Source organism: Clavibacter nebraskensis NCPPB 2581, from assembly GCF_000355695.1.
Lineage (GTDB): Bacteria > Actinomycetota > Actinomycetes > Actinomycetales > Microbacteriaceae > Clavibacter > Clavibacter nebraskensis.
In genome coordinates this window covers 2,405,699-2,432,297 of sequence record NC_020891.1, presented here as the reverse complement: position 1 = coordinate 2,432,297, position 26,599 = coordinate 2,405,699, and the positions used below count along the sequence as shown (strand labels likewise).

28 protein-coding genes and 1 pseudogene are annotated in these 26,599 nt (G+C 74.6%); 16 read left to right on the top strand and 13 right to left on the bottom strand.

Annotation, left to right across the window (positions count from 1 at the left end; translation table 11 throughout):
- Window positions 1-36 precede the first annotated feature (36 nt).
- Genes CMN_RS11385 through CMN_RS11370 form a run of 4 tightly spaced genes read left to right on the top strand, consistent with a single transcriptional unit; the run spans window position 37 to window position 3,248 of the window.
- A complete protein-coding gene (locus CMN_RS11385; RefSeq protein ID WP_015490957.1) occupies window positions 37-564 on the top strand; it encodes a TOBE domain-containing protein in 528 nt (175 codons plus the stop codon).
- Window positions 564-1,373, top strand: a complete 810-nt coding sequence (modA, locus tag CMN_RS11380; RefSeq protein WP_015490956.1) for a molybdate ABC transporter substrate-binding protein — start codon at window positions 564-566, stop codon at window positions 1,371-1,373. Before CMN_RS11385 ends, modA begins: the two co-directional genes overlap by 1 nt.
- Complete coding sequence (locus CMN_RS11375; protein ID WP_015490955.1) at window positions 1,363-2,184, top strand: ABC transporter permease; 822 nt, start codon at window positions 1,363-1,365, stop codon at window positions 2,182-2,184. The genes modA and CMN_RS11375 overlap by 11 nt, the downstream gene beginning before the upstream one ends.
- A complete protein-coding gene (locus CMN_RS11370) occupies window positions 2,181-3,248 on the top strand; it encodes an ABC transporter ATP-binding protein (RefSeq protein ID WP_015490954.1) in 1,068 nt (355 codons plus the stop codon). Before CMN_RS11375 ends, CMN_RS11370 begins: the two co-directional genes overlap by 4 nt.
- Here CMN_RS11370 and CMN_RS11365 read toward each other — a convergent pair whose 3' ends face one another.
- The gene (locus CMN_RS11365) at window positions 3,249-4,703 is read right to left on the bottom strand and encodes a glycosyltransferase family 87 protein (protein ID WP_015490953.1); all 1,455 of its coding nucleotides are present in this window, start codon (window positions 4,701-4,703) and stop codon (window positions 3,249-3,251) included.
- A gap of 78 nt (window positions 4,704-4,781) precedes the next feature.
- Between CMN_RS11365 and CMN_RS11360 the strand changes: the two genes are divergently transcribed.
- Both CMN_RS11360 and CMN_RS11355 read left to right on the top strand, forming a co-directional pair.
- On the top strand, window positions 4,782-6,035 hold the full coding sequence (locus CMN_RS11360) for a molybdopterin-dependent oxidoreductase (protein WP_015490952.1): 1,254 nt from the start codon (window positions 4,782-4,784) through the stop codon (window positions 6,033-6,035).
- A complete protein-coding gene (locus CMN_RS11355) occupies window positions 6,035-6,514 on the top strand; it encodes a hypothetical protein (protein ID WP_015490951.1) in 480 nt (159 codons plus the stop codon). Before CMN_RS11360 ends, CMN_RS11355 begins: the two co-directional genes overlap by 1 nt.
- Here CMN_RS11355 and CMN_RS11350 read toward each other — a convergent pair.
- The 3 genes from CMN_RS11350 to CMN_RS11340 are packed head-to-tail and all read right to left on the bottom strand — an operon-like array spanning window position 6,463 to window position 8,545.
- Window positions 6,463-7,161: a class I SAM-dependent methyltransferase gene (locus tag CMN_RS11350; RefSeq protein ID WP_015490950.1), complete on the bottom strand. Its 699-nt coding sequence runs from the start codon at window positions 7,159-7,161 to the stop codon at window positions 6,463-6,465. The genes CMN_RS11355 and CMN_RS11350 overlap by 52 nt on opposite strands.
- Window positions 7,158-7,841, bottom strand: a complete 684-nt coding sequence (locus tag CMN_RS11345) for a TIGR04282 family arsenosugar biosynthesis glycosyltransferase (RefSeq protein ID WP_015490949.1) — start codon at window positions 7,839-7,841, stop codon at window positions 7,158-7,160. Before CMN_RS11345 ends, CMN_RS11350 begins: the two co-directional genes overlap by 4 nt.
- Window positions 7,838-8,545: a glycosyltransferase family 2 protein gene (locus tag CMN_RS11340; protein ID WP_015490948.1), complete on the bottom strand. Its 708-nt coding sequence runs from the start codon at window positions 8,543-8,545 to the stop codon at window positions 7,838-7,840. The genes CMN_RS11345 and CMN_RS11340 overlap by 4 nt, the downstream gene beginning before the upstream one ends.
- Window positions 8,546-8,673: 128 nt before the next feature.
- Between CMN_RS11340 and CMN_RS11335 the strand changes: the two genes are divergently transcribed.
- The 4 genes from CMN_RS11335 to CMN_RS11320 all read left to right on the top strand — a co-directional run bounded on the left by CMN_RS11335 (window position 8,674) and on the right by CMN_RS11320 (window position 12,777).
- Window positions 8,674-9,528 (top strand): response regulator transcription factor, encoded by an 855-nt coding sequence (locus CMN_RS11335; protein ID WP_015490947.1) that lies wholly within the window; start codon window positions 8,674-8,676, stop codon window positions 9,526-9,528.
- Window positions 9,525-10,787: a sensor histidine kinase gene (locus CMN_RS11330; RefSeq protein ID WP_015490946.1), complete on the top strand. Its 1,263-nt coding sequence runs from the start codon at window positions 9,525-9,527 to the stop codon at window positions 10,785-10,787. Before CMN_RS11335 ends, CMN_RS11330 begins: the two co-directional genes overlap by 4 nt.
- Entirely contained in the window at window positions 10,784-12,403 is a 1,620-nt protein-coding gene (locus CMN_RS11325) for a molybdopterin-dependent oxidoreductase (RefSeq protein WP_015490945.1), read from the top strand. Before CMN_RS11330 ends, CMN_RS11325 begins: the two co-directional genes overlap by 4 nt.
- A 116-nt stretch (window positions 12,404-12,519) precedes the next feature.
- Window positions 12,520-12,777: a hypothetical protein gene (locus tag CMN_RS11320; protein ID WP_015490944.1), complete on the top strand. Its 258-nt coding sequence runs from the start codon at window positions 12,520-12,522 to the stop codon at window positions 12,775-12,777.
- A 78-nt stretch (window positions 12,778-12,855) separates the two neighbouring features.
- Here CMN_RS11320 and CMN_RS11315 read toward each other — a convergent pair whose 3' ends face one another.
- On the bottom strand, window positions 12,856-13,536 hold the full coding sequence (locus CMN_RS11315) for a PadR family transcriptional regulator (protein WP_015490943.1): 681 nt from the start codon (window positions 13,534-13,536) through the stop codon (window positions 12,856-12,858).
- 264 nt (window positions 13,537-13,800) lie between these two features.
- Between CMN_RS11315 and CMN_RS11310 the strand changes: the two genes are divergently transcribed.
- Window positions 13,801-14,493: a hypothetical protein gene (locus CMN_RS11310; RefSeq protein ID WP_015488871.1), complete on the top strand. Its 693-nt coding sequence runs from the start codon at window positions 13,801-13,803 to the stop codon at window positions 14,491-14,493.
- 201 nt (window positions 14,494-14,694) lie between these two features.
- Complete coding sequence (locus CMN_RS11305) at window positions 14,695-15,909, top strand: DUF2510 domain-containing protein (RefSeq protein ID WP_172638679.1); 1,215 nt, start codon at window positions 14,695-14,697, stop codon at window positions 15,907-15,909.
- A gap of 98 nt (window positions 15,910-16,007) precedes the next feature.
- On the opposite strand, the gene CMN_RS11300 is transcribed toward CMN_RS11305, so the two are convergent.
- From CMN_RS11300 to CMN_RS11280, 5 genes are all read right to left on the bottom strand, one after another.
- Window positions 16,008-17,399, bottom strand: coding sequence for a hypothetical protein (locus CMN_RS11300; RefSeq protein WP_015490941.1), 1,392 nt, complete (start codon window positions 17,397-17,399; stop codon window positions 16,008-16,010).
- A gap of 7 nt (window positions 17,400-17,406) precedes the next feature.
- Window positions 17,407-18,261 (bottom strand): TIGR03943 family putative permease subunit, encoded by an 855-nt coding sequence (locus CMN_RS11295; RefSeq protein WP_227077683.1) that lies wholly within the window; start codon window positions 18,259-18,261, stop codon window positions 17,407-17,409.
- Window positions 18,248-19,096 carry a permease gene (locus CMN_RS11290; RefSeq protein ID WP_015490939.1) on the bottom strand — a complete coding sequence of 283 codons (849 nt, stop codon included), beginning with the start codon at window positions 19,094-19,096 and terminating at the stop codon, window positions 18,248-18,250. Before CMN_RS11290 ends, CMN_RS11295 begins: the two co-directional genes overlap by 14 nt.
- Before the next feature lie 474 nt (window positions 19,097-19,570).
- Complete coding sequence (locus tag CMN_RS11285) at window positions 19,571-20,635, bottom strand: serine/threonine-protein kinase (protein ID WP_015490938.1); 1,065 nt, start codon at window positions 20,633-20,635, stop codon at window positions 19,571-19,573.
- A complete protein-coding gene (locus tag CMN_RS11280; protein ID WP_015490937.1) occupies window positions 20,632-21,711 on the bottom strand; it encodes a hypothetical protein in 1,080 nt (359 codons plus the stop codon). The genes CMN_RS11285 and CMN_RS11280 overlap by 4 nt, the downstream gene beginning before the upstream one ends.
- A gap of 128 nt (window positions 21,712-21,839) precedes the next feature.
- Between CMN_RS11280 and CMN_RS11275 the strand changes: the two genes are divergently transcribed.
- The 4 genes and pseudogenes from CMN_RS11275 (at window position 21,840) to CMN_RS11260 (ending at window position 23,930) form a co-directional block, all read left to right on the top strand.
- Window positions 21,840-22,022, top strand: a complete 183-nt coding sequence (locus CMN_RS11275; RefSeq protein WP_015490936.1) for a hypothetical protein — start codon at window positions 21,840-21,842, stop codon at window positions 22,020-22,022.
- Between the two features lie 55 nt (window positions 22,023-22,077).
- The gene (locus CMN_RS11270; RefSeq protein WP_015490935.1) at window positions 22,078-22,545 is read left to right on the top strand and encodes a Dabb family protein; all 468 of its coding nucleotides are present in this window, start codon (window positions 22,078-22,080) and stop codon (window positions 22,543-22,545) included.
- A gap of 30 nt (window positions 22,546-22,575) precedes the next feature.
- On the top strand, window positions 22,576-23,064 hold the full coding sequence (locus tag CMN_RS11265) for a hypothetical protein (RefSeq protein ID WP_174545010.1): 489 nt from the start codon (window positions 22,576-22,578) through the stop codon (window positions 23,062-23,064).
- A gap of 2 nt (window positions 23,065-23,066) precedes the next feature.
- Window positions 23,067-23,930 (top strand): annotated as a pseudogene (locus CMN_RS11260) (glucose 1-dehydrogenase).
- A 58-nt stretch (window positions 23,931-23,988) separates the two neighbouring features.
- Here the strand turns inward: CMN_RS11260 and CMN_RS11255 are convergent.
- From CMN_RS11255 to CMN_RS11245, 3 genes are all read right to left on the bottom strand, one after another.
- Complete coding sequence (locus CMN_RS11255) at window positions 23,989-24,438, bottom strand: hypothetical protein (protein WP_015490934.1); 450 nt, start codon at window positions 24,436-24,438, stop codon at window positions 23,989-23,991.
- 122 nt (window positions 24,439-24,560) lie between these two features.
- Entirely contained in the window at window positions 24,561-25,628 is a 1,068-nt protein-coding gene (locus CMN_RS11250; protein ID WP_015490933.1) for an NAD-dependent epimerase/dehydratase family protein, read from the bottom strand.
- Window positions 25,625-26,536: an MTAP family purine nucleoside phosphorylase gene (locus CMN_RS11245; RefSeq protein WP_015490932.1), complete on the bottom strand. Its 912-nt coding sequence runs from the start codon at window positions 26,534-26,536 to the stop codon at window positions 25,625-25,627. The genes CMN_RS11250 and CMN_RS11245 overlap by 4 nt, the downstream gene beginning before the upstream one ends.
- Window positions 26,537-26,599: the final 63 nt, after the last annotated feature.

The window sequence follows — 26,599 nt, the reverse complement described above, 5'->3', positions numbered from 1 at the left end:
CGTGCGCGCCGCGCCTGCGGTGCCTAGGATCGTCGCATGACGCAGAAGAGGGACCGCACCTCGACGCGCGCCGCGGATGCCGAGCAGCCCGTCACCCCCGCGCCCGCACCCGCGCCCGCACCCGGGCCCGTCCGCTACCGCGTGAGCGAGGCCGCGGCGCTCCTCGGCGTGAGCGACGACACCCTCCGCCGCTGGGCCGACGCCGGCCGCCTCGACCTCGTGCGCGGCGAGGGCCGGCTGATCCAGGTCGACGGCGCGCAGCTCGCGCACCTCGCGACGGAGCTCGCGGCCGACGGCACGCTCGCGGCGAGCGGCGGCGCCCGGCGCCCGACCTCCTCGGCGCGGAACCGGATGCCCGGCATCGTCACGCGCGTCGTGCGCGACGGGGTCATGGCGCAGGTCGAAATCCAGGCGGGGCCGTTCCGGATGGTGTCGCTCATCAGCCGCGAGGCCGCCGACGAGCTCGGGCTCGAGGTGGGCGCGCCCGCCGCCGCGACCGTGAAGGCCACCAACGTGGGCGTCGAGCTGCTCGCGCCCGAGACGCTGACGGGCGGGCGGGCGTGATGCGCCGGGGTGGCCGGGCCGCCATCCGCGCGCGCGTGGCCGCCGTCGGCGCCCTCGCGGCCGGGCTCCTGGCCGGGTGCTCGGCCGGTGGATCCGAGCCCGCCGGCGTCCCCGATCCCGCCCCCGACTCCGTCGCCGGCACCCTCGTCGTGCAGGCCGCCGCGTCGCTCACCGGGAGCATGGACGAGATCGCCCGCGACTTCGAGGCCGCGCATCCGGGTGTGACCGTCACGGTGTCGTTCGGCGGCAGCTCGACGCTCGCGCAGCAGATCGCGCAGGGCGCGCCCGCGGACGTGTTCGCGTCCGCATCCGATGCGACCATGAAGACGGTCGTCGACGCGGAGGAGACGGCCGCGGACCCGCGCGTGTTCGCCCGCAACGCGCTCGAGATCGCGGTGCCGCCCGGCAACCCCGGCCGCATCACCGGGCTCGCCGACTTCGCGGACGCCGGCCGCACCCTCGCCCTCTGCGCGCCCGAGGTGCCGTGCGGCGCCGCGGCGGCGCAGGCGTTCCAGGAGGCGGGCGTCACGCCGCAGCCCGACTCGCTCGAGCAGGACGTGCGCGCCGCCCTCACGCGCGTCGAGCTCGGCGAGGTGGACGCGGCCGTCGTCTACGAGACGGATGTGCGCGCCGCGGGCGACCGGGTCGAGGGCGTGCCGCTGCCGGACGAGGTGAACGTCACGACGGACTGCGTCGTGGCGCCGCTCGCCGGATCCGCGTCGCCCGCTCTCGCCGCCGCGTTCGCGGACTACGTGGCCGGCGACGACGCCCGCGCGGTGTTCCAGGCGGCGGGGTTCCGTGCCCCCTGAGCGGCGCGCCGACCGCGCCGACCGGGTCCCGGCCCTCCTCTGGATCCCCGCCGGCGTCGCCCTCGCGTTCCTCGTGCTGCCGCTCGCGGCCCTCGTGGTGCGCGCGCCGTGGGTGACGCTGGGGGAGCGGCTCGCGGATCCCGGCATCGCGCGCGCCCTCGGCCTCTCGCTCGGCAGCGCGATCGCCGCGACCGCGCTCAGCCTCGTGCTCGGGGTGCCGCTCGCGTTCGTGCTGTCGCGCGCGGCGGGCCGGCCGCCCGTGGTGCAGCGGATCCTCCGCGCCCTCGTGACCGTGCCCCTCGTGCTGCCGCCCGTGATCGGCGGCGTGGCCCTGCTGCTGCTGCTCGGGCGCCGCGGGCTGATCGGCGGACCGCTCGAGGCTCTGACCGGGATCACCATCCCCTTCACGACGCCCGCCGTGGTGATCGCCGAGACGTTCGTGGCCATGCCGTTCCTCGTGCTCGCGGTGGAGGGCGCGCTGCGCGGCGCCGACCGCCGCTTCGAGGACGCCGCCGCGACGCTCGGTGCGAGCCGCTGGACCGTGCTCCGCCGCGTGACCCTCCCGCTCGTCGCCCCCGGGATCGGCGCGGGCGCGGTGCTGTGCTTCGCCCGCGCGCTCGGTGAGTTCGGCGCGACGCTCACATTCGCGGGCAGCTTCCCGGGCGTGACGCAGACCGTGCCGCTGTCGGCGTACCTGGCGCTGCAGACGGATCCGGACGCCGCCGTCGTGCTGAGCCTCGTGCTCCTCGCCGTCTCGGTGGTCGTGCTCGTGAGCCTGCGCGACCGGTGGGCCTCGGGGGTGCACGCGTGAGCGCGCCAGCGGGCCGCGGGACGGCGGCCGACGGGCTGGACGCGCGCGTCGTCGTCGAACGCGCCGCGTTCCGGCTCGACGTCGGGCTGTGCGTGCCGGCCGGATCCACGACCGCGGTCGTCGGGCCGAACGGCGCCGGCAAGTCAACGCTGCTCCGGGCGCTCGCGGGGCTCGCGCCGCTCACGGCGGGACGCGTCGCGCTCGACGGCCAGGTGCTCGAGGATCCGGCCGGGAGCGCCGCGCGGATCCCCGCCGAGGGCCGCGGCATCGGCGTCGTCTTCCAGGACCACCTGCTCTTCCCGCACCTGTCCGCCCTCCAGAACGTCGCGTTCGGGCCGCGGGCGCACGGCGTCGCGCGCGCGGTCGCGGAGGAGCGGGCGCGCGCCCTGCTCGACCGGCTCGGGATCGCGCACCTCGCCGACCGCCGCCCCGCCGCGCTGTCGGGCGGGCAGTCGCAGCGCGTCGCGCTCGCCCGCGCCCTCGTGCTCGAGCCCGCGCTGCTGCTCCTCGACGAGCCCATGGCGGCGCTCGACGCGGGCACGCGGCTCGACGTGCGCGAGCTCCTCGCCGACGAGCTCCGGCGGTTCGGCGGCGCGGCCGTGCTCGTGACGCACGATCCCGTGGACGCGCTCGCGCTGGCCGACCGGATCCACGTGCTCGAGGACGGGCGTGAGGTGCAGGAGGGCGCGCCCGCGGAGGTCGCCGCCCGGCCCGCGACGGCCTACGTGGCGCGGCTCGTGGGGATGGACCGGCTGACCGGGCGGGACGCCGACGGGCGGCCGGTCGTGGTCCTCGCGGCGCCGGCCGACTTACGGCTCTCCCGGGGGCGCGACGGCGCCCGCGACGGCGATGCCGCGTCCGCCGCCGCCGGCCACGTCGCGACCGGCGAGGTCCGCCGGATCGAGGGCGTCGCCGGCCGGATCCGCGTCACGCTCCGCCTCGCCCCCGACGACCCGTCGGCGCTCGCGGGCGACGTCACCGCCGAGCTCGACGCCGCGTCCTTCGCCGCGCTCCGGCCGGTCGCGGGCGAGCGCCTCACGGTGTGGATCCCGCGCGGGGCCTGATCAGCCGGCGTCGGGCCCGTCGACGGGCACGCGCTCCCGCTCCCGCCCGAGCCGCCGCCGCACCCGGGCCGGCACGAGCCGCGCGCGCCCGTCGGGCCCGAGGCGCACGAGCGAGCCGACCACGACGACCACGAGCGCCGCGACGAGCGCGATCTGCCACGCCCACAGGTCCGGCGCGAAGAGCCGCAGCGCGAGCGCGGCCACCACCGCGAACCACTCGCCGCGGCCGGACATGGCGATGAAGGGGATGAGCAGCAGCGCGTACCAGGGGTAGCGCGGGCTGACGGCGAGGAGCGTCACGCCGATCATCACGACCTGGCCGAGCCACGGATCCGCCGGGTCCGTCCTCCACCAGACGAGGCCGGCGGTGACCGCGAGGATCAGCCCGACCGCGACCAGCCCGTACTGCCCGGGCACGACGAGCTCCACGAGCGGGAACCGCCCGCCGTCGTCGTAGCCCTCCTCCTGTAGGTAGCCGGGGAGGTAGCCGACCACCGCGATCCCCGTGCTCACGACGTACGGCACGTAGAGCAGGGCGAACGTGACGACGGCCGCGGTCATCACCTTCCACGGCTGCCGACGGAGCAGCGCGGGCGCCGCGATCACCGGGATGAGCTTGGTCGCGATGGCCGCGCCGAGCGCGATGCCGCCGCGCCACCGCATCCCGCCAGCGACGAGGAGCGACGCCGCGAGCGCGAGCAGGGCCCCGAGCGCGTCCACGTGCGAGTTCGTGACCACCTCGCTCGCGACGAGCGGGCACCACGCCCAGAGCGCGGCCCACCACACGGGCCTGCCGCGCTTCCGCAGCGCGCGGACGAGCAGCAGCGTCACGGCCGTCATGATCAGGAGCCCGGCGGCCTGGAACGCCCAGTACTGGGCCGTCACGGGGACGACCACGCGCACGCCCGCGAAGAACAGCTCGGCCATCGGCGGGTAGATCGTGGGGACCTTGGGCCGGTTGAGGGCCGTGCACATCGGCTCGTGCGTCTCCTCCTCGCGCACGCCCATGATCCGCTTCCCCTCGCAGGTGGCGGCCCCGTCGGATCCGACGACGGTCTTCGGATAGAGCCAGTCGGGCCGGAGATCGCGCAGCTCGGGGTCGGCCGGGGTGTACCGGTAGGGCGACTCGCCCGCGTTCTGGACGATGCCGTCCCACGCGTAGCGCGCGGAGTCGGTGCTGGTGTTCGGCGGTCCGGCCATGGCGACCGCGCCGAGGCCCACGGATCCGAGGATGATGAGCGCAGCGGCGGATCGGGCCGGCAGCTTCCGCACCAGGAGGACCGCCGCTCCGAACACCACCCAGATGACGACCACGAGCCAGAACAGCGGCGCGGCACCCTCGCGACGGAAGAACGCCTCGTCGTCGGCATCGCCGAAGAGATCGAACGCGACCACCGACCACCCGGTGAGCGCGGCCATGACGGCGAGGACGAGGGCGGTGAGGGCGGTGCGCACACTCCATCATGGCGGCGCGCGGCTCGACGACCGCCGACCGGCCCCGACCCGCCGTCTCCCGGACGAAGGACGACCCCCATGCGGACGCTGATGCACGAGGCGCGGCGACGGCTCGCGTCGCCCGCGCGCACGACCCGGCTGGCTGTCGTGATCGGCCGCCTCCTCGGCCTCGCCTTCCTGGTCTGCTTCGCGACGGGCCTCTACAGCCACTTCCTGCAGGACCCGCTGCCGTGGATGCGCTTCCCGACCGCGCCCGTGTCGCTCTACCGGGTGACGCAGGGGATCCACATCACGGCCGGCATCGCGTGCGTGCCGCTCCTGCTCGCCAAGCTCTGGATCGTCTTCCCCGAGCTGCTCACGTACCCTCCCGTCACCGGGGTCGTCTCGTTCCTCGAGCGTGCGTCCATCGCCGTGTTCGTCGGGGCGTCGCTGCTCGAGGTGACGATGGGCCTCCTCAACACGTTCCAGTGGGTGCCGTTCCCCTTCTACTTCCGGCAGACGCACTTCGCGCTGGCGTTCGTGGTGATCGGATCCCTCGCGATCCACATCGGCGTCAAGCTGCCCGCCATCGTCGGGCACTGGCGGCGCGGGCAGGCGGACGAGTCGCCCATCGTGGAGGACGCGCCCGCCGCCGACGCTGCCGACGCCGACGTCACGGCGGGGGCGCCGGCCCGCGCGCCCCGTGGCGTCACCGGCCGCGTGCTCGCCTGGATCGACGACACCCCCGTCACGCCCACCCCGGTCGCCCGTCGCGGCTTCCTCGTGGCGATCGGCGCGTCCGTCGCCGCGGTCGTGGGCCTCACCGCGGGGCAGTCGTTCCGGATCCTCGCCCCGTTCAACGCCTTCGGCCCGCGCGTCATGGGCACCGGCCCGCAGGCGCTGCCCGTCAACCGCACGGCCGAGGCCGCGGGCGTCACCGAGACCGCGATGGACGCCGGGTGGACGCTCACCGTCTCCAACGGATCCGCCTCCCGCGCCTTCACGATGGACGACCTCCGCGGCATGGGGCTCGTCACCGCGACGCTCCCCATCTCGTGCGTCGAGGGCTGGAGCCAGTCGGCGACCTGGCGCGGCGTCCGGCTCATGGACCTGATGGACGCCGTCGGCGCCGATGCGGGCGCGCGCCTGCGCGTCACGAGCCTCGAGAAGAGCGGCGGCTTCCGGCGCACCGAGATGGGCCCGGAGTACGTGCGCGACCCGCTCACCCTGGTGGCGCTCGAGCTCGACGGCGCGCCCCTCGACATCCAGCACGGCTACCCGGCGCGCATGATCGCGCCCGGGCGTCCCGGTGTGCTGCAGACCAAGTGGCTCTCGACCCTGGAGGTCATGTGATGTCCGGCACCCGCGGACCTGCAGCCCGCGGCGTCCTCGTCGCCCGCGTCGCGCTCATCGCGGTGGGGGTGGTCGGCCTCGCGGTCGGCGCGCTCGTGCTGCTGGACTCGCAGCGCCCCGACCAGGTCGTCGGCGTCGCCGTGTTCCTGCTGATCGCGATCCTCGTGCACGACGCGATCCTGTCGCCCGTCGTGTTCGTCGCGGGCCTCCTCATCCGGAAGGCCGGGCGACGCCTGCCTGCCGGATCGCTCGTGATCGTGCAGGCCGGCGTGGTCGTGATGGCGGTGATGACCCTGGTGGTCGTCCCCGAGATCCGCGCCCGGGCGATCGGCAACGAGAACCCGACGATCCTCATCGCCGACTACGCGCCGCGCCTCGCGCTCGTGTGGGTCGCCACCGCGGTGGCGACGGCCGTGATCGCCGCGCTCTACGCGCGCACGAGGCGGCAGAAGGACCGGCCCTCGGTCTCCCAGCACTGAACGAGGTCGAGTCCGGCGTCGCCCGCAATGCGCGCGATGGCGTCGCGGCCGACCTGCGCCCACGGGAACGGGTCGCTCGCGCGGCCCTGGCCGTCCTCGACCGTGCACTCGAAGGTGCGGTCGCGGGCGGGGTCCGGGTGGGTCTCCACCACGAGCGCGCCCTGGTCGTCGACCAGGTCGCCGCAGCGCGCGAGGAGCGCGGCCGCGTCGCCGCCGATGCCGATGTTGCCGTCGAGGAGGAGGAGCGTGCCCCAGCCGCCCTCGCGGGGCAGGCGCTCGAAGACGGAGCGGTGGAGCACGGGGAGTCCGAGGCCCGCGGCCATCTCGACCACGGTGGGGGAGACGTCGATCCCGAGGGCGCCGAGCCCGGCGTCCATGGCCGCGCGGACCATGCGGCCCGGGCCGCAGCCGATGTCGAGCACGGGGCCGGCGGCGTCGGCGAGGAGGCTCGCGTCCACGGCGTCGGCGTCGGCGCTCCAGCGGCCCAGGTCCATGACCTCGGCGCTGTCGTCGTCGGAGGCGAGCGACAGGAAGAGCACCTCGCCGGAGTCGCGGAGGGCCCGGGCGTAGGGCTCGCCGCCACCGGATCCGAAGGTGCGGACGCGCGCGGAGGCGCGGTCCTCGGGGTGGTCGACGGCCAGGCTCATGCGGGGTCCCTCTGCGATGTCGCGGGTGCGGTGGTGGCGGCGCGGGTGCGCGCGCCGGTGTCCAGAGTTCGGAGCGCGTGCGCGAAGCGATGGGCGGGCGCCGCCTCGGCGGCCTCCCGCGCGTCGTCGACCGTGTCCACGTCGGTGAGCTCGGGCAGCATCGCCACGTCGAGCCCCGCGTCGATGAGGCGCGACAGCTGGACCGCGCCGGTGTCGTCCCGGGACATGGGCACGCCGCGCACGAGCGCGCCGTCCGGATCCCGGAGGCCGAGCGCCCAGAAGCCGCCGTCGTCAGCGGGGCCGAACCAGGCGTCGGGGCCGCGCGCGCCGTCGGCCCAGGAGTCGAGCACGGGGCGGAGGAGGTCGGCGGTGAGCTGCGGCGTGTCCATGCCGACGAGGAGCACGGGGCCGTCGAGCGCGTCGAACATGGCGGCGAGCCGCTCGTCGAGGTCGCCCTCCACCTGCGGGATCACGTCGTAGCCGGCGGCCTCCGCGGGCGGGGTCGTGCCGTCGAAGAGGAGGACTCGGCGCGCGGGCGCGGCGTCGTCGACCGCGGCGAGCGTGTCGGCGAGGGCGGCGGACGCGAGCTCGGCCGCCTCCTCGAGCGTGAACGGCGGGTGCAGGCGCGTCTTGACGCGGCCCGGGATGCACTCCTTGGCGATGACGACGACGGCGGTCATGCGTCTCCTCCCGGGGTGCGGTCGGCGCCGGCCGCTGCCGCTCGCGCCTCGGCCAGCACGCGCGACATGTCGCGCACGGCCGTGACGGTCCCGCGCAGGGTGCCGGTCACCTTGGACCGCCCCACGCGCGGCGCGTACGGCATCTCCACCTCCAGGATGCGCCACTTCGCCGCCGATGCCCGCAGCAGCATCTCCAGCGGATAGCCGCTGCGCCGGTCGAGGATGCCGAGATCGAGCAGCTCGGTGCGCCGCCCGCAGCGCATCGGGCCGAGGTCGTGCAGCGGCACGCCCGTGATCCGCCGGAGCCGTCGGGCCAGCTCGAGGTTCGCGATCCGCGCGTGCAGCGGCCAGGCGCCGCGCGTCGACGGGATCCGCCGCCCGAGCACGAGGTCGCGCTCGCCGTCGCGGACCGGGTCCACCACGCGGGGGAGGAGCGCGGGATCCATCGACGCGTCGGCGTCGCAGAACGCCACGAGCGGCGCGGTGGCCGCCTCGAGCCCCGCGTGCGCCGCCGCCCCGAACCCGCGGCGCGGCTCTGTCACGACGAGGGCGCCGTGCGCGCGCGCGACGTCGGCCGAGCGGTCGGTGGATCCGTTGTCGACGACGATCGCGCGGTACCCCTCGGGCAGGCGGGAGAGGACCCAGGGCAGGGCCTCCTCCTCGTCGAGGCAGGGGAGGACCACGTCCACGAGCGCTGGCGTCATCCGTCGAGCCTAGGAGGCGTCGACCGCCTCCGTCCGCCACCCGCCCCGCCGGGCCCGAGGGGTGACGGCTCGCTCGCAAGCCGGGCACTCCGCGGGTCCCCGCCAGGGACCGCGCATAGTCTGACCGGGTGAGCCCCACCTACGATCCCGCGCGCGCCGACGCCGGGCGCCCCGACCCCGCGCGGCCCGACCCGTCGCGGCCGGATCCGCTGCGCGGCCGCCGCATCCTCGTGGTCGAGGACGACCCCACGGTGAACGAGGTCGTGTGCCGCTACCTCAAGGCGTCCGGCTTCCAGGTCGAGACCGTCGCCGACGGCCTCGAGGCCGCGCGCGTCGCCACCGAGCGCATGCCCGACCTCGTCGTGCTCGACCGCATGCTCCCCGGCCTCGACGGCCTCGAGGTGTGCCGACGGATCCGCGCCCACCACCCCGAGTCGCCCGTCCCCGTCGTGATGCTGACCGCGCTCGGCCAGGGCGAGGACCGCGTGAACGGCCTCGACGCCGGCGCCGACGACTACCTCGCCAAGCCCTTCTCCCCGCGCGAGCTCGTGCTCCGGGTCCGCGCCGTGCTCCGCCGGACGGTGCCCGAGCCCGTGCCCGAGCCGCCCTTCGTCGCGGGGCCGTTCGTGCTCGACCTCGGCGCGCGCGAGATCCACCAGGCGGGCGCCATGCTGTCGCTCACCTCCCGCGAGTTCGACCTCCTCGCCTTCCTGTTGCGCAACCCGCGCCGCGTCTTCGGGCGCGACGACCTGCTCCGCTCGGTGTGGGGCTGGGAGATCGGCGACCTCTCCACCGTCACCGTCCACGTGCGGCGCCTGCGGGAGAAGATCGAGGCGGATCCCGCGCACCCCGTGCTCCTCGGCACCGTGTGGGGCGTGGGCTACCGCTTCGACCCGGACGCCGCGACGCCCGTGGAGACGCCCGCGCCCGCCTCGGCCGATGAGGGCGACCTGCCCGCCCCGCCCGCCGGGGGCGACGCGTGACCGCCGACTCCTTCCTCGTCGTCGTCCTCACGGCGCTCGTCTGCGCCGCCGTCGTCGGCCTCGGCGCGAGCGTCCTGCTGCGCCTGCTCCGCCGCCGGTCGCTCGTGCTGCAGATCTGCGTGGTCGCGCTCGCCGCCGTGCTCTCGGTCGTGGGCGGCACGGTCGCCGTCACCGCGAGCATGCTCGTCGACGACGCCGGCCTCACGGCCTTCCTCTCCGTGGCCGCCGTCTCCGCGCTCGTCTCGCTCGTGATGGCCGCGATGCTCGGCATGACCCTCGTGCGCGGCAGCCGCGAGCTCGGCCGCTACGCCGCGTCCATGGGCGAGGAGGCCGCGGTCGAGCCGGGCCGCCCCACCAGCACCGAGTTCGCGCAGCTGGCCCGCGAGCTCAGCGCTGCCAACCGCCGCCTCGCCGACGCCCGCGACCGGATGGAGGCGCAGGAGCGCAGCCGCCGCGAGCTCATCGCGTGGATGTCGCACGACCTGCGCACGCCGCTCGCGGGGATCCGCGCCATGGCGGAGTCCCTCGAAGACGGCATGGTCGACGACGAGCACCGCTACTTCCGGCAGATCCGCGTGCAGGCGAACCGCCTCAACGGCATGGTCGACGACCTGTTCGAGCTGTCCCGCATCAACTCGGGCAGCCTCGAGCTCGCCGTCGAGCGCGTCTCCCTCTACGACGTCGTGAGCGACACCGTGGCCGAGCTCGGGCCCGTCGCCCAGGCGCGGCAGGTCGACCTCCGCGGCGTGACCGCGCACGACGACCTCGTGGTGCAGGGCGACCCGCGGGAGCTCTCCCGCGTCGTCGGCAACCTCGTCATGAACGCCATCCAGCAGTCGCTGCCGGGCGGCCGCATCGTCATCTCCGCGCACCGCGACTCCGGCAACCTCGCCGTCCTCTCCGTCGAGGACACCGCGGGCGGCATCCCCGAGGCCGACCTCCCGCGCGTGTTCGACGCGGGCTGGCGGTCGACCGGATCCCGCACGCCGCGCGCCTACGGCAAGAGCGCCGCCGAGAAGGCCGCGCTCGGCCCCGACTTCCCGGCCGCGCCCGTCGAGGCCTCGCCGCCGGATCCGGCTCTGCAGGCCGAGGGCACGCACGATGGCGGCTACGCGTCGGGCGGCGGCGGCGCGGGCCTCGGCCTCGCGATCGTCCGCGGCATCGTGCGCGCGCACGACGGCGACGTCACCGTCCAGAACATCGAGGGCGGCTGCCGCTTCGACGTGATCCTCCCGTACAGCAAGCCGGTCGCCTCGTGACCCGCGCGGCCCTCCGCTGGTGGTCCGCGTTCCTCGGGGTGGTGGCGGCGCTCGCCGTGCTGGCCGTCGCCGAGATCGCCGCCGCGTTCGTCGCCCCGGCGGCGAGCCCGGTGCTCGCGGTGGGCGCGCTCGTCATCGACCTCGTGCCCGCGGGCGTCAAGGACACCGTGATCGCCCTGTTCGGCACGGGCGACAAGGTCGCGCTCCTCGTCGTGCTCGGCCTCGTGGTGCTCGCCGCGGCCGCGCTCGCCGGGATCCTCCAGGTGCGCCGCCCGCCGCTCGGCGTGGTGGTGCTCGCGCTCTTCGCCGGGATCGCCGTGCTCGCGGCCACCACGCGCGCCGGGGCCACGGGCGCCGCGGCGCTCCCCACGATCGTCGGCATGATCGCGGGCGTCTTCATCCTGCACCGCGGCGCCGACCGCCTCCGCGACTGGGAGGATGCGGCCGAACGCGCGGCGACCTCATCCGCCGCGGTGGCCGAGCCCGTGCGCGGCATCACCCGCCCGGCCGCGCGCGCCCCGCTCACCCCGGGCGCAGCCGCCCGCGTCGAGCGCCGCACCTTCCTCCTCATGACGGTCGTGGCGGGCGTCACCTCCGTCGTCGCCGGATCCGTGGCCCGCGGCCTCAACGCCGCCGCCGCCCGCGTGGACGACTTCCGCCGCACCCTCGTCCTCCCGCGCGCCGCGACGCCCGCCGCCGCGATCCCCGCCTCCGCCGAGCTCGGCGTGCCGGGTCTCGCGCCGTTCCTCACGCCCGCGGACGACTTCTACCGGATCGACACCGCGCTGCAGGTGCCGTCGGTCGACGCGGCCTCCTGGAAGCTCCGCATCACCGGGATGGTGGAGGAGGAGGTCGAGATCACGTTCGCGGAGCTGCTCGCCCTGCCCCTCGAGGAGCACGTGACCACGCTCACCTGCGTCTCCAACGAGGTCGGCGGGGATCTGATCGGCAACGCGCTGTGGCTCGGCTACCCGATCCGGCTCCTGCTCGAGCGGGCGCGCCCTACCGCGGACGCCGACATGGTGCTCTCCACGAGCCAGGACGGCTGGACCGCGAGCACGCCGCTCGAGGCCCTCACCGATCCTGACCGCGCGTCGATCCTCGCGGTCGGCATGAACGGCGAGCCCCTGCCGCAGCAGCACGGCTTCCCCGTGCGGATGGTCGTGCCCGGCCTCTACGGCTACGTCTCGGCGACCAAGTGGGTCACGGAGCTCAAGGTCACGACCTTCGCCGAGGACGTCGCCTACTGGTCGACCCGCGGCTGGACCGAGCGCGGCCCCATCAAGACCGGCTCGCGCATCGACACGCCGCGCTCCGGCGCGCGCGTCGACGCGGGACGCACCGCGATCGCGGGCATGGCCTGGGCGCAGCACACCGGCATCGAGAAGGTGGAGGTGCGCGTCGACGAGGGCGACTGGGTCGAGGCGACGCTCGGCGACGGCGTGGGCACCGACACGTGGCGGCAGTGGTCGTACGCGTGGGACGCGACGAGCGGATCCCACAGCGTCGAGGTGCGCGCCACCGACACGACGGGCGCGACGCAGACCTCCGACGAGGCGCCGCCCGCGCCCGACGGCGCGACGGGCTGGCACCGCATCAGCGTCGGCGTCGGCTGAGCCGGGCAGGAGTCCCGCCGCCGTCCGCGGGCAGCCGGCCAGCACGCGCGGAGCCCGAGCGCGTACCGTCGATGCACGGCGCGTCCGCGCCGCATCGACGAGCGAAGGAGAGCACCGTGAGCGACATCGAGAACCCCCGCGACCCCGCCGACCGCGACCTGGACGACACCGACGTCGACGAGGAGGAGCTCGTCGGGGCCGACGCCCGCGACGCGTCGGAGGCCATCGACGCCGAGCGCGTCGTGCCGCTCGACGACGACCCGGTCGCCGACGACGAGGACGCCGACGGCGGCCTCGGCATCGACATCACCGAGTCGGACGGCCCCGACCTCGAGGCCGGCGACGACCTCGACACGGGAGCGGCGATCCGCTGATCCATCCGCCCGCGCATGACGACGGCCCCGCATCGGCGGGGGCCGTCGTCGTGCGTGCGGGGCTCGAGGCCGCGCGGATCAGTCGGCGAGGATCGCGTAGAGCGCGCGTCGCGTCTCGTCGAGCTTCGCCGCCGCGGCCTGGCGCTGGGCGTCGGTCGCGTCGTGCATGAGGGGCTTCACCACGCCCATGAGCTTCATGAGGCTCGTCTGGAACGCGTCCTCGCCCTCGGACTTGTCGGTGGTGGCGGCCCAGGCGGCGTCGATCTCCGCCTGGTGCTCCTCGACGTGGGCGCGGCCCTGGTCGGTGAGGGAGTAGACGCTCTTCGCGCCCGTCTCGTCGGCGACGATGAGGTCCTCGTCGACGAGCTGCTGGAGCGTCGGGTAGACGGATCCGGGGCTCGGCCGCCAGGCGCCCTCGGTCTTCGTCGCGATGCCGGTGATGAGGCCGTAGCCGTTCGAGGGCGCGTCGGCGAGCAGGGAGAGGATGGCGAGGCGGACGTCGCCGCGGCGGGCGCGACCCCGTCCGCCGCGTCCGCGACCCGGGCCGAAGCCGGGTCCGCCGAAGCCGCCCATGCCGGGGAAGCCCGGGAACCCGGGGAAGCCCGGGCCGTCGCCGGGGCGGAAGCCGCGGGCGAGGGGGTGGCCCGGCATGATGCGCGGGCGCCCGCCGCGGTGGTGCTGCATGCGGGGCTCGTGGCGGTCGGCGGGGACCTCCGTGGAGGAGGACGAGAGGTGGTCGTCGTGGTCGTGGGTGCGCATGGAGCGCTCCTTCCGGTCAGGTGATGTCGGGGATCGCGGCGTGCTGTCGCGATGTAGCGACGATATATCGGCGACAGTCGGGTGTCAATAGGCGGGTGCGATCGTCCGAACTGCCGATCCCCGTCAACCCGGGGATCGGCGCCCGAACCTGGCGTTCACCTGGGAAAGGAGAACCCGCCCCAACCCGTTCGGCGACCGCGCCGAAGTCCCTGTGTCGCCCGGGAGAACGGGCGGATCCCCAGTCCACGCAGCGAAGGAAAACCCATGCGCAACCTCACCAAGTCCGTCTTCGGCCTCGCCACCGCGGGCTTCCTCGTCGTCGGCCTCGCGGCCTGCTCGACCCCCGCCGAGACGCCGTCGTCCTCGAGCTCCTCCAAGCCCGCCGCGACCGCCACCACCGAGGCCAACCCCACGCCGCTGGCGACCATCCCGACCCTCACCGGCGTCGACACCAAGGTCACCCTCGACTCCGGCTTCACCGGCGCCCTCACGACCCTGGGCCTGACCCCCGGCGTCATCGGCACCGCCACCCTCGACGGCTCCACCGGCACCCTCGCGTTCCCCATCACCGGCGGCAACGTGAAGTACTTCGACCCCGAGCAGTCCTACCGCCCCTACGTCCAGGGCGAGATCGACCACTCCGGCTCCGGCATCAGCCTCACCGCCGGCTCCACGGTCGTGAAGCTCACCGACTTCGTCATCGACCCCGGCACCAGCCGCCTCACCGGATCGGTCCAGGTCGGCGACGGCGAGGTCATGAAGGACGTCTACATCTTCAACCTCGACGGCACGACCCTGAAGCCGCTCCAGATGGAGGGCGACAACGCCGTCCTCGAGGGCACCACCGTCAAGGTCAGCCCCGACGCCGCCGCGCTCCTGAACAGCACCTTCGGCACGACCGCGGTCACGGACCAGCTCGTCGTCGGCATCGCCAAGATCACCGTCAACACCAAGTAGCACCCACCCCGGACCACGTCCGGGACGCACCACCTCGCGATCACAGCGGAACGCATCGACGGCCTCGTCTCCCTCTCCGGGAGTCGGGGCCGTCGGCGCGTCCGGGGGCTGGTTGCGGCGGCGTCCTCCGTGACGCCCGGAGTCCCAAGTGCCCCCAGACGGGGTCTGTGCGCAGGCTTACACGGCGGCCAGGCTGACAAGGTGACCGCGACTGCGCCTGCATGGTTCCCCGATCAAAGCGATCCCGACCTCGAGGCCTACTGGGATGGCTCGAAGTGGACGGGCGAACGTCGCAGTGTGCAGCGAGGGACGACGTCGAGCGCTGTCCCCATCGCACATGACGCGGACGCCCTCCTGCCGCCCGAGGGGCAGCGCGAGGCCGTGCACGACCCCGCACCGGCGCGCCCGTCCACTGGAGCTCGGGTTTTCTTGCCCTCTGCCTTGGCGTTCGTCCGCTCCGTCCGGGGGAAGTGGATCAGCGGCGGCATCGCCTTCCTGCTGATCTCCGTCGCGGTGGGCATCCCCCTGGTCGTCGGAGGAATCGAGACTCAGCAGAGGGAGCAGGCGATAGCTCGGGAGGAACAGGCGCGCGCTGCCCGTCTGGCGAATGACGCACGGTCCGACGCGCTCGTCTCTCGCGACGAGACGTTGACTACGGCCCGTGAGTTCCTCCTCACGGATCTCAGCTATGCCCCGGAAGACACGACCGCCGATCTGGCGAAGGCCGTCAAGGAGCTCGAGGACGTCTCTGTCACCAACACCGACGCCATCAACTCGGCCGTGATGCGCGTGAAGAACGGCATGACGAACGTGGGGAAGCCGTACACATGGTCGATGTCCTGCACGGACGCGGCGTACAAGTCACATGAGTTCGCCGACTTCAGGACGGTGTGGGCGTCCACGCTGCCCTTGAGCCGCTGCGAGGCCGGGACGAAGAGCGGCACCTTCTACACCGAGGCGCAGAGGGCCGTCCTCTCGTCAGGAGCCATCACCAGTCTCGACGGCAACGGCACGCTGCAGAGCATTTGCGCCTCGCTCGGTTTCGGGAGCTACGCGAACATGGCGACTTACAGCGCGAGCCAGGCCAAGGAGCTCATGGGAGCCCTCACCATCTGCCCGGACCACCCCAACGCGGCAGACGTCCGAGCGCGAGTCGACAGCTCCCTTGCTGAGGAAGCCGCTCTCGCTGAGGGGAGGGCGTTCGGCGCAGGAGTCAAGCGCATCGGCCAGGACGTCCAGCCGGGCACCTACGTCACCGAGGGGGAACTCGACGGCTGCTACTGGGAGCGGACGGACGCTGCGGGGGAGATCATCGACAACAACTTCATCAGCAGCGGCCTCCGTGCTGAGGTGGTCATCCGATCGGGTGACTACTCCTTCACCTCCACCTCATGCGGGACCTGGCGCAAGCAGTGACGCACGCTGGAATTCGCGCCGCGATGTGAAGGGGAGGGATGCGCCGAGGCGGCCGTGCGTCGCCCTGTACAGGTTCATCCGTCCTGCGCGCGTCGGCGCTAGCCGATCGTGACCTCGAAGCCGGCGACGCTGCGGGTCACCGTGCCCGTGGCGAGCTCGACGAGGAGGGTGATCACGGTCGTGTCGCGGGGCTCGCGGGGGTACCGGTCGCTGGCGCCGCGGGCGGGATCCGGCACCGTCTCGAGCAGGGCGAACCGGCCGTTCGGGGTGACGGCCAGGCCAGTGATGCGGGTCGCCGGGTTCGCGGGCACGTAGACGTCGCTCGCCGTCCCGTCGCGCACCACGACGAGGCGCTGCGTGGCGGTGCCCGTGGCGGGATCCAACGCCGTGCGCACGCGGAGCACCGCGCCGTCGTCGCCGGGCACGAACGAGATCGCGCCGTCGTACTGGAGGTCGGCGCCGCCGGTCTCGGTGGGCAGCGTCGTCTGCTGGGCCGTGCGCAGGTCGATCTCCGTCGTCGAGCCGGGATCCGTCACGGCGAGCCGGGTGCCGTCCGCGGAGAACGGCCCGAGCGTGCCGTGGCGGCCGAGCGGGACGATGGGCGAGGATCCGTCGACCGTCACGAGGTAGAGGTCGCCGTCCTGCCCGCGCGCGACGAGCTGCGGGCGGCCGGGCACGAAGCCCCAGGCCTGCGCGCTGATCGGCTGCCCGTCGAGCCCCAGCACCGGCGTCGGCGCGGCGCCGGCCCCGACGTCGTCGACCATGAGGGTGTCGGCGTACGGCCCGCCGTCCGCGCTCGTGAAGCGGAAGCCGATCGTGGTGCCGGTGTCCTCCGCGTGGAGGTCCTGGAGCGTGCCGCGACCGGGGAGCGGCAGGTCGACCTGGCCGGATCCGTCGAGGGCCGCGATCACGAGGCCGTTCGTGCCGTCGTCCTGGAGGGTCGCGACCACGAGCGAGTTCCCGACGACCGCGTACTCCTGGATCTTCGTCGCCTGGAAGACCACGTCGCTCGCGCCCTCGCCGCTGCCGGCGACGCTCTGCCGCACGATGCGGTCGGCCTGCTGCTCGCCGCCGCGGACGAGCACGTACATGCCCGGGTCGCCCGTGCGGAACGCCGTGCGGAGGTCCGACGCGGGGCCGCCGCCGACGCCCTGGACGCCGTCGACGGACACCGTGTAGTCGGCGTCGTAGGCCAGCGGCCGGGCGAAGTCGATGATGATGCGGTCGGCCTGCGTGTCGACGGTGAAGTCGGCTCCCGGCTCCATCCGGATGCGCGACGCGTCGACCGGCTGGATCGGCCGGTTCGCGGCGAGCACGAGTCGTTGCCGGGACTGCTGCACGACGGCGAGCGGATCCACGTCGGTGCGCACCAGCCGCGGCCCCTGGCTGCCGGCGACCGCGAGCAGGCCGCCGCACGCGAGCACGAGCACGAGGATCACCGCGGTGAACGCTCGGCGGAAGGCGCGCGGGGAGGCGGGGGCGTCGGTCACGGGCGGCTCAGTAGACGTACGGGTCGGCGGGCTGGTCGACCTGCTCGACGCCCTGCGGCATGACCGCGAGCGGCTGACGGCTCTTCGCGCTCGGGTTCGACGCGAAGGGGCCGGTGACGCGCACCCACTCGTCGGTCTGGAGCGTCGACCTCCAGCCGGGCTGGTAGACGGGGACGCCGACGGGCTGGGCGTCGACCGCGCAGCAGGTGACGACGAAGCGGGTCACGTAGAAGACGTCGTCGGGATCGTCGGGGTCGGCGCTCACGAAGCCCGTGATATCGACGGACTTGGAGGTGAAGAAGGTCGGATCGGTGGTCTGGGCGAGCAGCTGCGACCAGTCCTTCACGCCCAGCGTCGAGAAGTCGCTGGTGCCGAGGAGCTCCTGGTCGGGCGCGGCGTCGGAGGCGACCGTGCTCGAGTTGAGGGCGCGCTGCGTGACGGTGCTCTGGGTGAGCGTGCGCGGCGGGAGCACGAGGACGGCGACGACCGTGATCGTGACGACGGCGGCGACGGCCACGCGGGAGACGCGGGCGCGGGCGGAGGCGCGGGCGGGCACGGCGGCGGTGTCGTCGAGGGCGGCGGATCCGTGGTCGTGGTCGTGCTCCTCCGCGGCCTCGGCGGGGCGGAGCGCGAAGCCGGCGACCGTGGCGACGAGGCCGATGACCGCCATGATCCCGGTGAAGACGAAGTAGCGCGGGTGGATGTAGAGGCCGAGCCGGCCCGTGATCGTGAGCCACAGCGTCGAGACGATGCAGGCCGCGAGGAGCACGAGGCCCACCGTTGAGGAGGCGCGGCCGCCCGCGGCGCGGCGGCGGCGGGCGCGGCGGCTGCGGGACGGCATCCGGTCGTCAGGCGATGGCATTGACACCCCATCCCAGCGCGAGGCTGATCAGCGCGACGACCGAGGTGATCATCACGAGCGTGCGGGTCGAGTACGTGGTGCGCATGAGCGCGAGCATCTTCACGTCGATGACGGGCCCGAACACGAGGAAGGCGACGATGCCGCCGGGCAGGAACACGGATCCGAACGAGAGCACGAAGAACGCGTCGACGTTGGAGCAGACGGAGACGACGAACGCCAGGAGCATGAGCGCGAGCACCGAGAGGATCGGGCTGCCGCCGAGCGTGACGAGCACCTCGCGGGGCACGGCGACCTGGATGAGGCCGGCCAGCAGGGATCCGATGACGAGCGCCGGCATGATCGTGGTCGCCTCGCGGCCGAACAGTGAGACCGACTTGCGGACGCGTGCGCCGCCGTGGGCATGCGGGTCGGGCAGGGCGCACTCGGCGCGGAACTCGTCGGTGAGGAGGCGGTCGGGCTCGGGGTGGAGGCTGAACAGCCAGCCGACGACGTTCGCGATGAGGAAGCCGCCGACGAGGCGGGCCACGAGGATCCAGCCGTCCCACCCGAACGCGGCGTGCGTCGTGATGATGGTGATCGGGTTGAGGATCGGCGCCGCCAAGAGGAACGTGATCGACTCCGGCACCGTGAAGCCGCGCACCACGAGGCCGCGCGCGAGCGGCACGTTGCCGCACTCGCACACGGGCAGCGCCATGCCGAGGAACGAGATGCAGGCGCGGCGCGCGAACGGGTTCCGCGGGAGGCGTCGCTCGATGACGCCGGGCGGCACCCACACCTGGACGACGATCGACAGGACGATGCCGAGGATCACGAACGGCAGCGACTCGACGATCACGCTGACGCTCAGGGTGACGAGGTCCTGGAGCCGGTCGGGCAGGACGCTGTCGCCGAGCGCCGGGGAGACGGCGCGGAGGGCGAGGAGCAGGAGGACGAGGGCGAGGCCCGTCGCGAGGCCGGTGCGGATCCCGGCGGGGGAGGGGCGCGGGGTGCCGTGGTCGTGCGGGTGGTCGTGGGCGGGTGCGGCCGGCGGCGGCGATGCGGCGAGGGTCGTGGTCGTCGTGCCGGGGGCGGTCGCGGGCGCGGATCCGGCCGCGTCGTGCTCCGCGCGCCGGACGCGGGTCCGCTCCCGGCGAGGACGCGGCGGTCGCGCGGGCCGGTCGAAGGGCGATGCGCCGTCGTCGTCCGGGCCGAAGGGGCTTGGCTGGTCCGTCATCGCGGACCGGTGGCCGGGGGCCGGGGTCCGAGAGGGGCGCGCACGGCCTCCACCCTAACCGCGCTGAGAAGCGTCCTCAGCAGGCGCGGCAGCGGGTCAGCGAAGGCCGGCGGGGGCGCTGGGGCAGCGGGACTCCCGCGACGCGACGGTCTCGGGCGCCATCGGCAGCACTGCACCGCCTGCGCGGATGCCGGCGATGAACGCATCGCGGTCGGGGAACTCGCCCTCGTACGGCTCGCCCGCCGACGCGGAGCAGGGGAGGAGGAACTCGACGTAGTGGTCGTGCAGCCAGCCGAGCGCGGCATCCGTGAGGGGGCCCTGCGGCGCGACCGGGAAGCGGACCTGGCAGACGTAGCGCACGACCGGATCCGCGGATTCGGTGCCGAGCCGCACGTCGTCGCCCGTCCCGATCACCTGCACGCGCACGCCGGACTCGCCGAGGCACACCGCCTGCTGCCGCACCCACTCCTCGCCCGCGAGGACCCGCTCCACCGGCACGTCGGGGCGCACCGCGTCCGGCCGCTCCTGGACGACCCGCTGCCACTCGCCGTCCGCGTCCTCCCGGAGCGCCGCGACGGTCTCGACGTCGGTGAGGTCCGCGTGCATCGCGCCCGGCGGCTCCGCCGTGAACGCGGGCACCGGCGTGCCGACGCGGGGATCCGGCGTGCTCGGCGGGCCCGGCATCGAGGTCGGCTCCTGGGAGCGCCGGCTGTCGTCGTCGGTGAGGAGCCCGGACGCGGATGCGGTGCCGAGCCCGGCGACGAGCAGCGCGCCCGCGAGCACGGCGGCGAGCGGGCCGGGGCGGAGGATCCGGCGACGGCGCGGGGCGAGCGGGTGCGCTCCGGGAGGCACGGTGTCCCCGGCCGCGGTCGGGACGTCGTCCGATGCGCGCGGGGTCGCCCGCGCATCGGCGGAGAGCAGCTCCCGGCCCTCGCCGACGAGGCGGTGCTCTGCGACCAGTAGCGCGACGAGCGGTGCCGGGAGCGCGTCGACCTCGATCCCGGAGTCCCGTCGGATCCCGTCGGGCACCGCCACGTGCGGGGCGTCGCCGTCCTCGCGACCGTAGGCGGCGCGCCGGAGGGCGCCGAGGCTGCGGGCCGCGTCCGGGTCGTCTCGCAGCCGTCGACGGAGGGCGTCGGCGGGGGAGCCCGGAGTCGTCACCGGTACGCCGCGGGGAGCACCGGGCACGCCGCGGCCAGCTGCTCGTCCATGGCGTCGGGGAAGGGGGTCCAGGGTCGCTCGGCGCGCACGTCGGCGATGAAGTCGTCGACGGCGGGGACGGCGCCCTCGTAGGGCCTCCCCTCGGCGGCGTAGCAGGGGATCAGGTAGGAGAGGTAGTAGTCGTGGATGTAGGCGAGCTCGGCGTCGGTGCGCGGGCCGGCTTCGCGCGGGGGGAAGCGCACCTGGCAGGTGTACACGGTGACCGGATCCGCGTCGGTGAGGCTGTAGCTGTCCTGGCCGATCACCGACGCCGTGATCCCCGCATCCCGCAGGCAGGCCACCTGCTGCTCGACGTAGTCCTCCTCGCCGACCACCCGCTCCGTCCCCACGTCCGGCCGCACCGCGTCGGGCTGCTGCTCGAGCACCATGTCCCAGGCCCGATCGGCACGGACCCGCAGGCCCTCGACGAGCTCCGCGTCGGTCTGCGGGACCCGGACGGGCGGATCGGCCGTGAAGTCGGGGAGGACGGATCCGCGTCGACCATCGGGCGTGCCCATCGCCTGCCCGCGCGGGGTGGAGGGCGCGGTCGCCGCGGAGCCGACGTCGTCCGAGGACGGGGGCGACGTGGTGGGACGGCCGACGTCGAGGACGCCCGCGGCGGAGGCGACGCCGACGCCGGCGAGCACGAGGAGGCCTGCAGCGAGCGCGGCGAGAGGACCCGGCCGGAGCGCACGGCGACGGGAGGGCGCCGGGAGGAGGCCGTCCGTCGTGCGGTCGTGGTCCGACGGATCCGCGGCCTCGTCTGCGTGCCGCTCGGCCGCGAGAAGCGCCTGGCCCTCGTCGACGAGCCGCGCCTCCTCCGCGAGCAGGGCCACGAGCGGCGCTGGCAGCTCAGCCTCGTCGTAGCCGGTGCGCGCGCGGAGGTCGGCGGGGACCTCGACGAGCGGCGCGGTGGATCCGTCGCGGCCGTAGGCGGTGCGGCGCAGCTCCTCGAGGCGGCGCGCGGCCCCGGGATCGTCGCGGAGGCGCCGGGCGAGCGCGGCGACGGGAGCGGGGTCGTCGAGCGGGTCGGTCATGAGGCCTCCTCGTCGAGGGCCGGCAGTCGCGGCCGGGGCGGTGGTCGCGTGTCGCCAGGCTACGGCGACGGATCCGTCACGGCGAGGCCCCGTCCGGGTCACGGCGGGACGCCCCGTACCCTGGGCCGGTGGCCACCACCGTCATCGCCTGGATCATGACCGTCGCCGGTGCCCTCGTCTCCCTCGACGCGCTGGCCGTGGTGGTCGTCGCGCGCCGCGCCGGCCGCCGGACCGCCCGCCGCACATGGCTGCAGCTCGCGATCGGCATCGCCGGCCTCGCGCTCGGGGTCCCGCTCCTCGTCACGTCCTGACCGCGCCGTACGTCCTGACCGCGCCGTCGGGGCCGGATCGGGCCAGGATCCGGACATGACCATCGACGACCGCCCCGCCCTCACCGACGCCCAGCTCACGGCCCGCGACCACGTCCCCGGGCTCGTGCACCACGTCGTGCTCTTCCGTCTCCGCGACGACGCGACGCCCGCCGACCGCGACGAGGTGGAGCGGCGGTTCCGGGCGCTCGCCGACTCGCCGCACCCGGACGGCTCGGGGCCGTACATCCGCTCGCTGCACGCCGGCCGCCAGTCGAGCCCCGAGGGCGTCGGCCGCGGCTTCGAGCTCGGCTTCGTGCTGACCTTCTCCTCCGAGGGCGACCGCAACCTGTACCTCGGCGAGCCGCTGGTCGCGGATCCGTCGCGCATCGACGCGCAGCACGCCGCCTTCACGGAGCTCGTGGGGCCGCTGCTCGCGCCGGACCCGCACGGGGTGCTGGTGTTCGACTTCACGGAGCCGGAGGCGGAGACGGGGGCCGAGCCCGCGGGGGCGCCCACGGCCTGATCCCGCGCCCCAGATGCCGGCCGCGGATACATGTGGACGAACCTCCGCGACGGCACCGGCCTCGTCGTCGCCACGCTCGTGACCACCGCCCTCTTCCCGGCGATCGGCGTCGTGATCGAGTCCGGCCGCTGGATCGCGCTGACGATCGCGGGGGCGGACACCGGCGCGTTCACGCCGATTCCCGACGGGAACGACCCGATCGTGTACGTGCTCCAGCTCGGGTTGTTCGGCCTCGCGCTCGTCGCCGCGCGGCGGATCCCGATGGAGGGCGCCCTCCTCATCGCGATGGCGTTCCACGGGACGCAGCTGACGGTGACCCGGATGCTGCTGGGCGGCCAGCGCTGGGTGTCGTCGGGCTGGGACGTCGCGTTCGTGGAGCCCGGCCCGATCGCGCTGGTGCTCGTCCACCTCGCGCTCGCCGGCGTCGTCTTCGTCGGGGTGCGCTGGCGACGGGAGTGGCGGTCGCCCGAGCTGCGGATCCCGCGCGGAGCCCGCGTCCAGAAAACCGACCTACGGTAGGAATGTCAATGCAATCGCATGGATCGGTGGCTCCGCCCACGAGACGCGGGCCACCGCCCCACTCGTCAGGAGACCCCATGACGACCACCCGCTTCACCGACAAGGTCGTCCTCATCACCGGCGGAGGATCCGGCCTCGGCCGCGCCGCCGCCGTCCGCCTCGCCGCCGAGGGCGCGCGCCTCGCGCTCGTCGACATCTCCGAGGGCGGCCTCGCCGCGACCGCCGAGGCTGTCCGCGCCGCCTCGCCCGACGCCGAGATCCTCACCGTGCTCGCCGACGTGTCGCAGGAGTCCGACGTCGACGTGTACGTCGGCCAGACCGTCGAGCGCTTCGGCCGCATCGACGGCTTCTTCAACAACGCGGGCATCGAGGGCCGCCAGAACCTCTCCGAGGACTTCACGGCCGCCGAGTTCGACAGGGTCGTCGCGATCAACCTCCGGGGCGTCTTCCTCGGCCTCGAGAAGGTGCTCGCCGTCATGCGCGGGCAGGGCTCCGGCATGGTCGTCAACACGGCGAGCGTCGGCGGGATCCGCGGCGTCGGCAACCAGTCCGGCTACGCGGCCGCGAAGCACGGCGTCGTCGGCCTCACGCGCAACTAGGCCGTCGAGTACGGCGAGTTCGGCATCCGCGTCAACGCCATCGCGCCCGGTGCCGTCTGGACCCCCATGGTCGAGGAGTCGATGAAGCAGATCAGCGCCGACGACCCGCGCGGTGCCGCCGAGGAGTTCATCCAGGGCAACCCGACGAAGCGCTACGGCGAGGCGGAGGAGATCGCGTCGGTCGTCGCGTTCCTGCTGTCGGACGACGCGGCGTACGTGAACGCGGCCGTGCTGCCGATCGACGGCGGGCAGTCCGCGAAGTACTGACCGGTGCGGATCGCATCGGCCCCGAGGGCGGTCGGCGCGGTCCCCGCTGTCGGCGCGGTCAGCCGAACGGCGCCGTCGGGACCTGGCAGGTCACCGGCTGGCCCGGCGCGGCGGTCGAGGCCGCGATCTCCTTCACGCCGTCGACGAGGATCCGGCAGGTCAGCGCCTCCCCGTCCACCGGGGTGGCCTGCACGAACGCCCAGTCCTCGGCGGTGACGACGGACTCGACCGACCAGATCGAGGTCGCCGAGTCGTCGCCGGGCGCGAGGGCCGCCTGGCCGACCTCCTTGACGATCGACGGGCGCCCGCGGTGCGACGCCTCGGCGTACGACACGTCGGTGAGGCCGCTGTCGGCCGGGCCGGTTGTGGTCACCTCGTAGGTGATCGCGTAGATGTCGGCGAGATCGTCGGCGATTCCCGAGCAGCCCGCGAGGGCGAGCGACGCGGCGGCGACGGCCAGCGCGATGCCGGAGCGGCGGCTCACGTTGCGGGGCGATGCGGAGGTCATGCTCCCAGTGTGGCGAGCGGGCCGTGCGGATCTCATCCATCGCAGGTGCCGGGGTCGGAGCGCGACCAGCACCCGGGTACCGCGCGCGGGATGCCCGCATCGCCCGCCGGGCCGCCCGCGGGTCAGGCCACCGCCGCGCTCCGCAGCGGCGCCGTCGCGAACTCGCGCATGCCCTCCTCGAAGGTCATCCGCGGCTCCCAGCCGAGCTCGGTGCGCAGCCGCTCGGACGACGCCGTGATGTGACGGACATCGCCGAGCCGGTACTCGCCCGTGGTGACGGGCGCGGATCCGCCGGCCTCGCGCGCGAGCGCCTCCGCCATCTCGCCGATGGTGTGCACCGTGCCGCTGCCGACGTTGAAGGCGCGGAAGGACCCGGCCTCGTGGGTCCCGGTCCAGGCGAGCGCGGCGAGGTTCGCGCCGGCGACGTCGCGCACGTGCACGAAGTCGCGGCGCTGCCGACCGTCCTCGAAGACGCGCGGCGCCTCGCCGCGCGCGAGGGCCGAGCGGAACAGCGACGCGACGCCCGCGTACGGCGTGTTCTGCGGCATGCCCGGCCCGTAGACGTTGTGGTAGCGCAGCGCGGCGGCCCGGCCGCCGGTGGCGCGGGTCCAGGAGCTCGCGAGGTTCTCCTGCGCGAGCTTGGTGGTCGCGTAGACGTTGCGCGGATCCAGCGGCACGTCCTCGCCGATGAGGGTGGGGACGAGCGGCTCGCCCGTCGCGGGATCCACCGGGTCGAACATCCCCGCGTCGAGGTCGGCGACGCGGCGCGCCGGCGGGCGAACCGGGCCGTCGGCGCCCTGATAGGCGCCCTCGCCGTAGACGACCATCGAGCTCGCGAGCACGAGGCGGTCGATGCCGGCGCGGGTCATCGCGGCGAGCAGGATCGCGGTGCCGCCGTCGTTGGTCATCACGTAGTCGGGCGCGTCGAGGAAGTCGACGCCCAGACCGACCTTCGCGGCCTGGTGGCAGACGACGTCCACGCCGTCGAGCGCGCCGGCGACGGCGTCGGGATCCGTGACGTCGCCGCGCACGAGCTCCACGCGCGGGTCGAGCTCCGGCTCGCCGCCGTGCACGTCGGCCCGCAGCGAGTCGAGCACGCGCACGCGGCGGCCCTCCTCCAGCGCCGCCTGCACGATGGCGCCGCCGATGAACCCGGCGCCTCCCGTGACGAGGAGGATCCCGTCGCTCACGAGCGCGCGCCGGTCGTGCCGGTGACGGGCCGCGCGAGCACGGACGCCACGGCGTCCGGGTCGATGAGCGGACGCCCGCGGTAGTCGTCGGGGATCGACCGGACGACCGCCTCGATCGCCCGCACGATGCGCGGCTGCGCCTCCTTCAGGCGCGTGAACACCAGGTCGGCGGTGACGGCGTCGCCCTGCTCGCCGGGCAGCGGCGCGAGGCCGGCGTCGGCGTCGGTGACGAACGACAGGTTCACCGTGCCGATGTTGAGCTCCGACGCGAGCACCACCTCCGGGTACTGCGTCATGTTCACGATGTGCGCGCCCGCCTGGCGGAACCAGAGCGACTCGGCGCGGGTGGAGAAGCGCGGGCCCTGGATCACGACGACGGTGCCCGAGGTGCGCAGCGGGCCGGCGGGATCGGCGCGGTCGCCGCCCTCGAGCTCGACCAGCGCGGCGGCCGCGAGCGCGTGCAGGTCGGGGTCGAAGGGATCCGCCGCCGAGAGGTGCTGGACGACGCCGGCGTCGAAGAACGTGTCGGGTCGGCCCCACGTGCGGTCGAGCAGCTGGTCGGTGAGGACGAGCGATCCCGGCGGGTAGTCCGGCGAGACGCCGCCCACGGCCGACGACGACACGATGGCGGAGACGCCGAGCGACGCGAGCGCCCAGATGTTGGCGCGGTAGCCGATGAGGTGCGGCGCCACGGAGTGGTCGGCGCCGTGCCGGGTGAGGAACGCGACGCGGCGCCCGGCCAGCTCGCCGACCGTCACCTCGCTCGAGGTCGGGCCGAACGGCGTCTCGATGCGGTGCGACGTGCTCGTCGCGGGGTCGAGCAGGGAGTACAGGCCGGATCCGCCGATGACGCCGATGTCGGCGCGCGGGGCGGATGCGGCGGTCGCCGCGGCGGGGGTGTCGGTCACTTCGTGCTCCTTTCGGTGGGTGCCCAGTCAACCAGGGCGCGGTGGACGCGGGCTCGACCGTGC

Excerpts from the sequence above, each read along its gene's own strand:
- CMN_RS11345 (WP_015490949.1), bottom strand. The coding sequence starts at position 7,841 with ATGACCGCCGTCGTCGTCATCGCCAAGGAGTGCATCCCGGGCCGCGTC.
- CMN_RS11360 (WP_015490952.1), top strand. The coding sequence starts at position 4,782 with ATGCGGACGCTGATGCACGAGGCGCGGCGACGGCTCGCGTCGCCCGCG.
- CMN_RS11295 (WP_227077683.1), bottom strand. The coding sequence starts at position 18,261 with ATGCCATCGCCTGACGACCGGATGCCGTCCCGCAGCCGCCGCGCCCGC.
- CMN_RS11255 (WP_015490934.1), bottom strand. The coding sequence starts at position 24,438 with ATGACCTCCGCATCGCCCCGCAACGTGAGCCGCCGCTCCGGCATCGCG.
- modA (WP_015490956.1), top strand. The coding sequence starts at position 564 with ATGCGCCGGGGTGGCCGGGCCGCCATCCGCGCGCGCGTGGCCGCCGTC.
- CMN_RS11315 (WP_015490943.1), bottom strand. The coding sequence starts at position 13,536 with ATGCGCACCCACGACCACGACGACCACCTCTCGTCCTCCTCCACGGAG.
- CMN_RS11350 (WP_015490950.1), bottom strand. The coding sequence starts at position 7,161 with ATGAGCCTGGCCGTCGACCACCCCGAGGACCGCGCCTCCGCGCGCGTC.
- CMN_RS11340 (WP_015490948.1), bottom strand. The coding sequence starts at position 8,545 with ATGACGCCAGCGCTCGTGGACGTGGTCCTCCCCTGCCTCGACGAGGAG.
- CMN_RS11270 (WP_015490935.1), top strand. The coding sequence starts at position 22,078 with ATGACCATCGACGACCGCCCCGCCCTCACCGACGCCCAGCTCACGGCC.
- CMN_RS11355 (WP_015490951.1), top strand. The coding sequence starts at position 6,035 with ATGTCCGGCACCCGCGGACCTGCAGCCCGCGGCGTCCTCGTCGCCCGC.
- CMN_RS11310 (WP_015488871.1), top strand. The coding sequence starts at position 13,801 with ATGCGCAACCTCACCAAGTCCGTCTTCGGCCTCGCCACCGCGGGCTTC.
- CMN_RS11280 (WP_015490937.1), bottom strand. The coding sequence starts at position 21,711 with ATGACCGACCCGCTCGACGACCCCGCTCCCGTCGCCGCGCTCGCCCGG.
- CMN_RS11265 (WP_174545010.1), top strand. The coding sequence starts at position 22,576 with ATGTGGACGAACCTCCGCGACGGCACCGGCCTCGTCGTCGCCACGCTC.
- CMN_RS11385 (WP_015490957.1), top strand. The coding sequence starts at position 37 with ATGACGCAGAAGAGGGACCGCACCTCGACGCGCGCCGCGGATGCCGAG.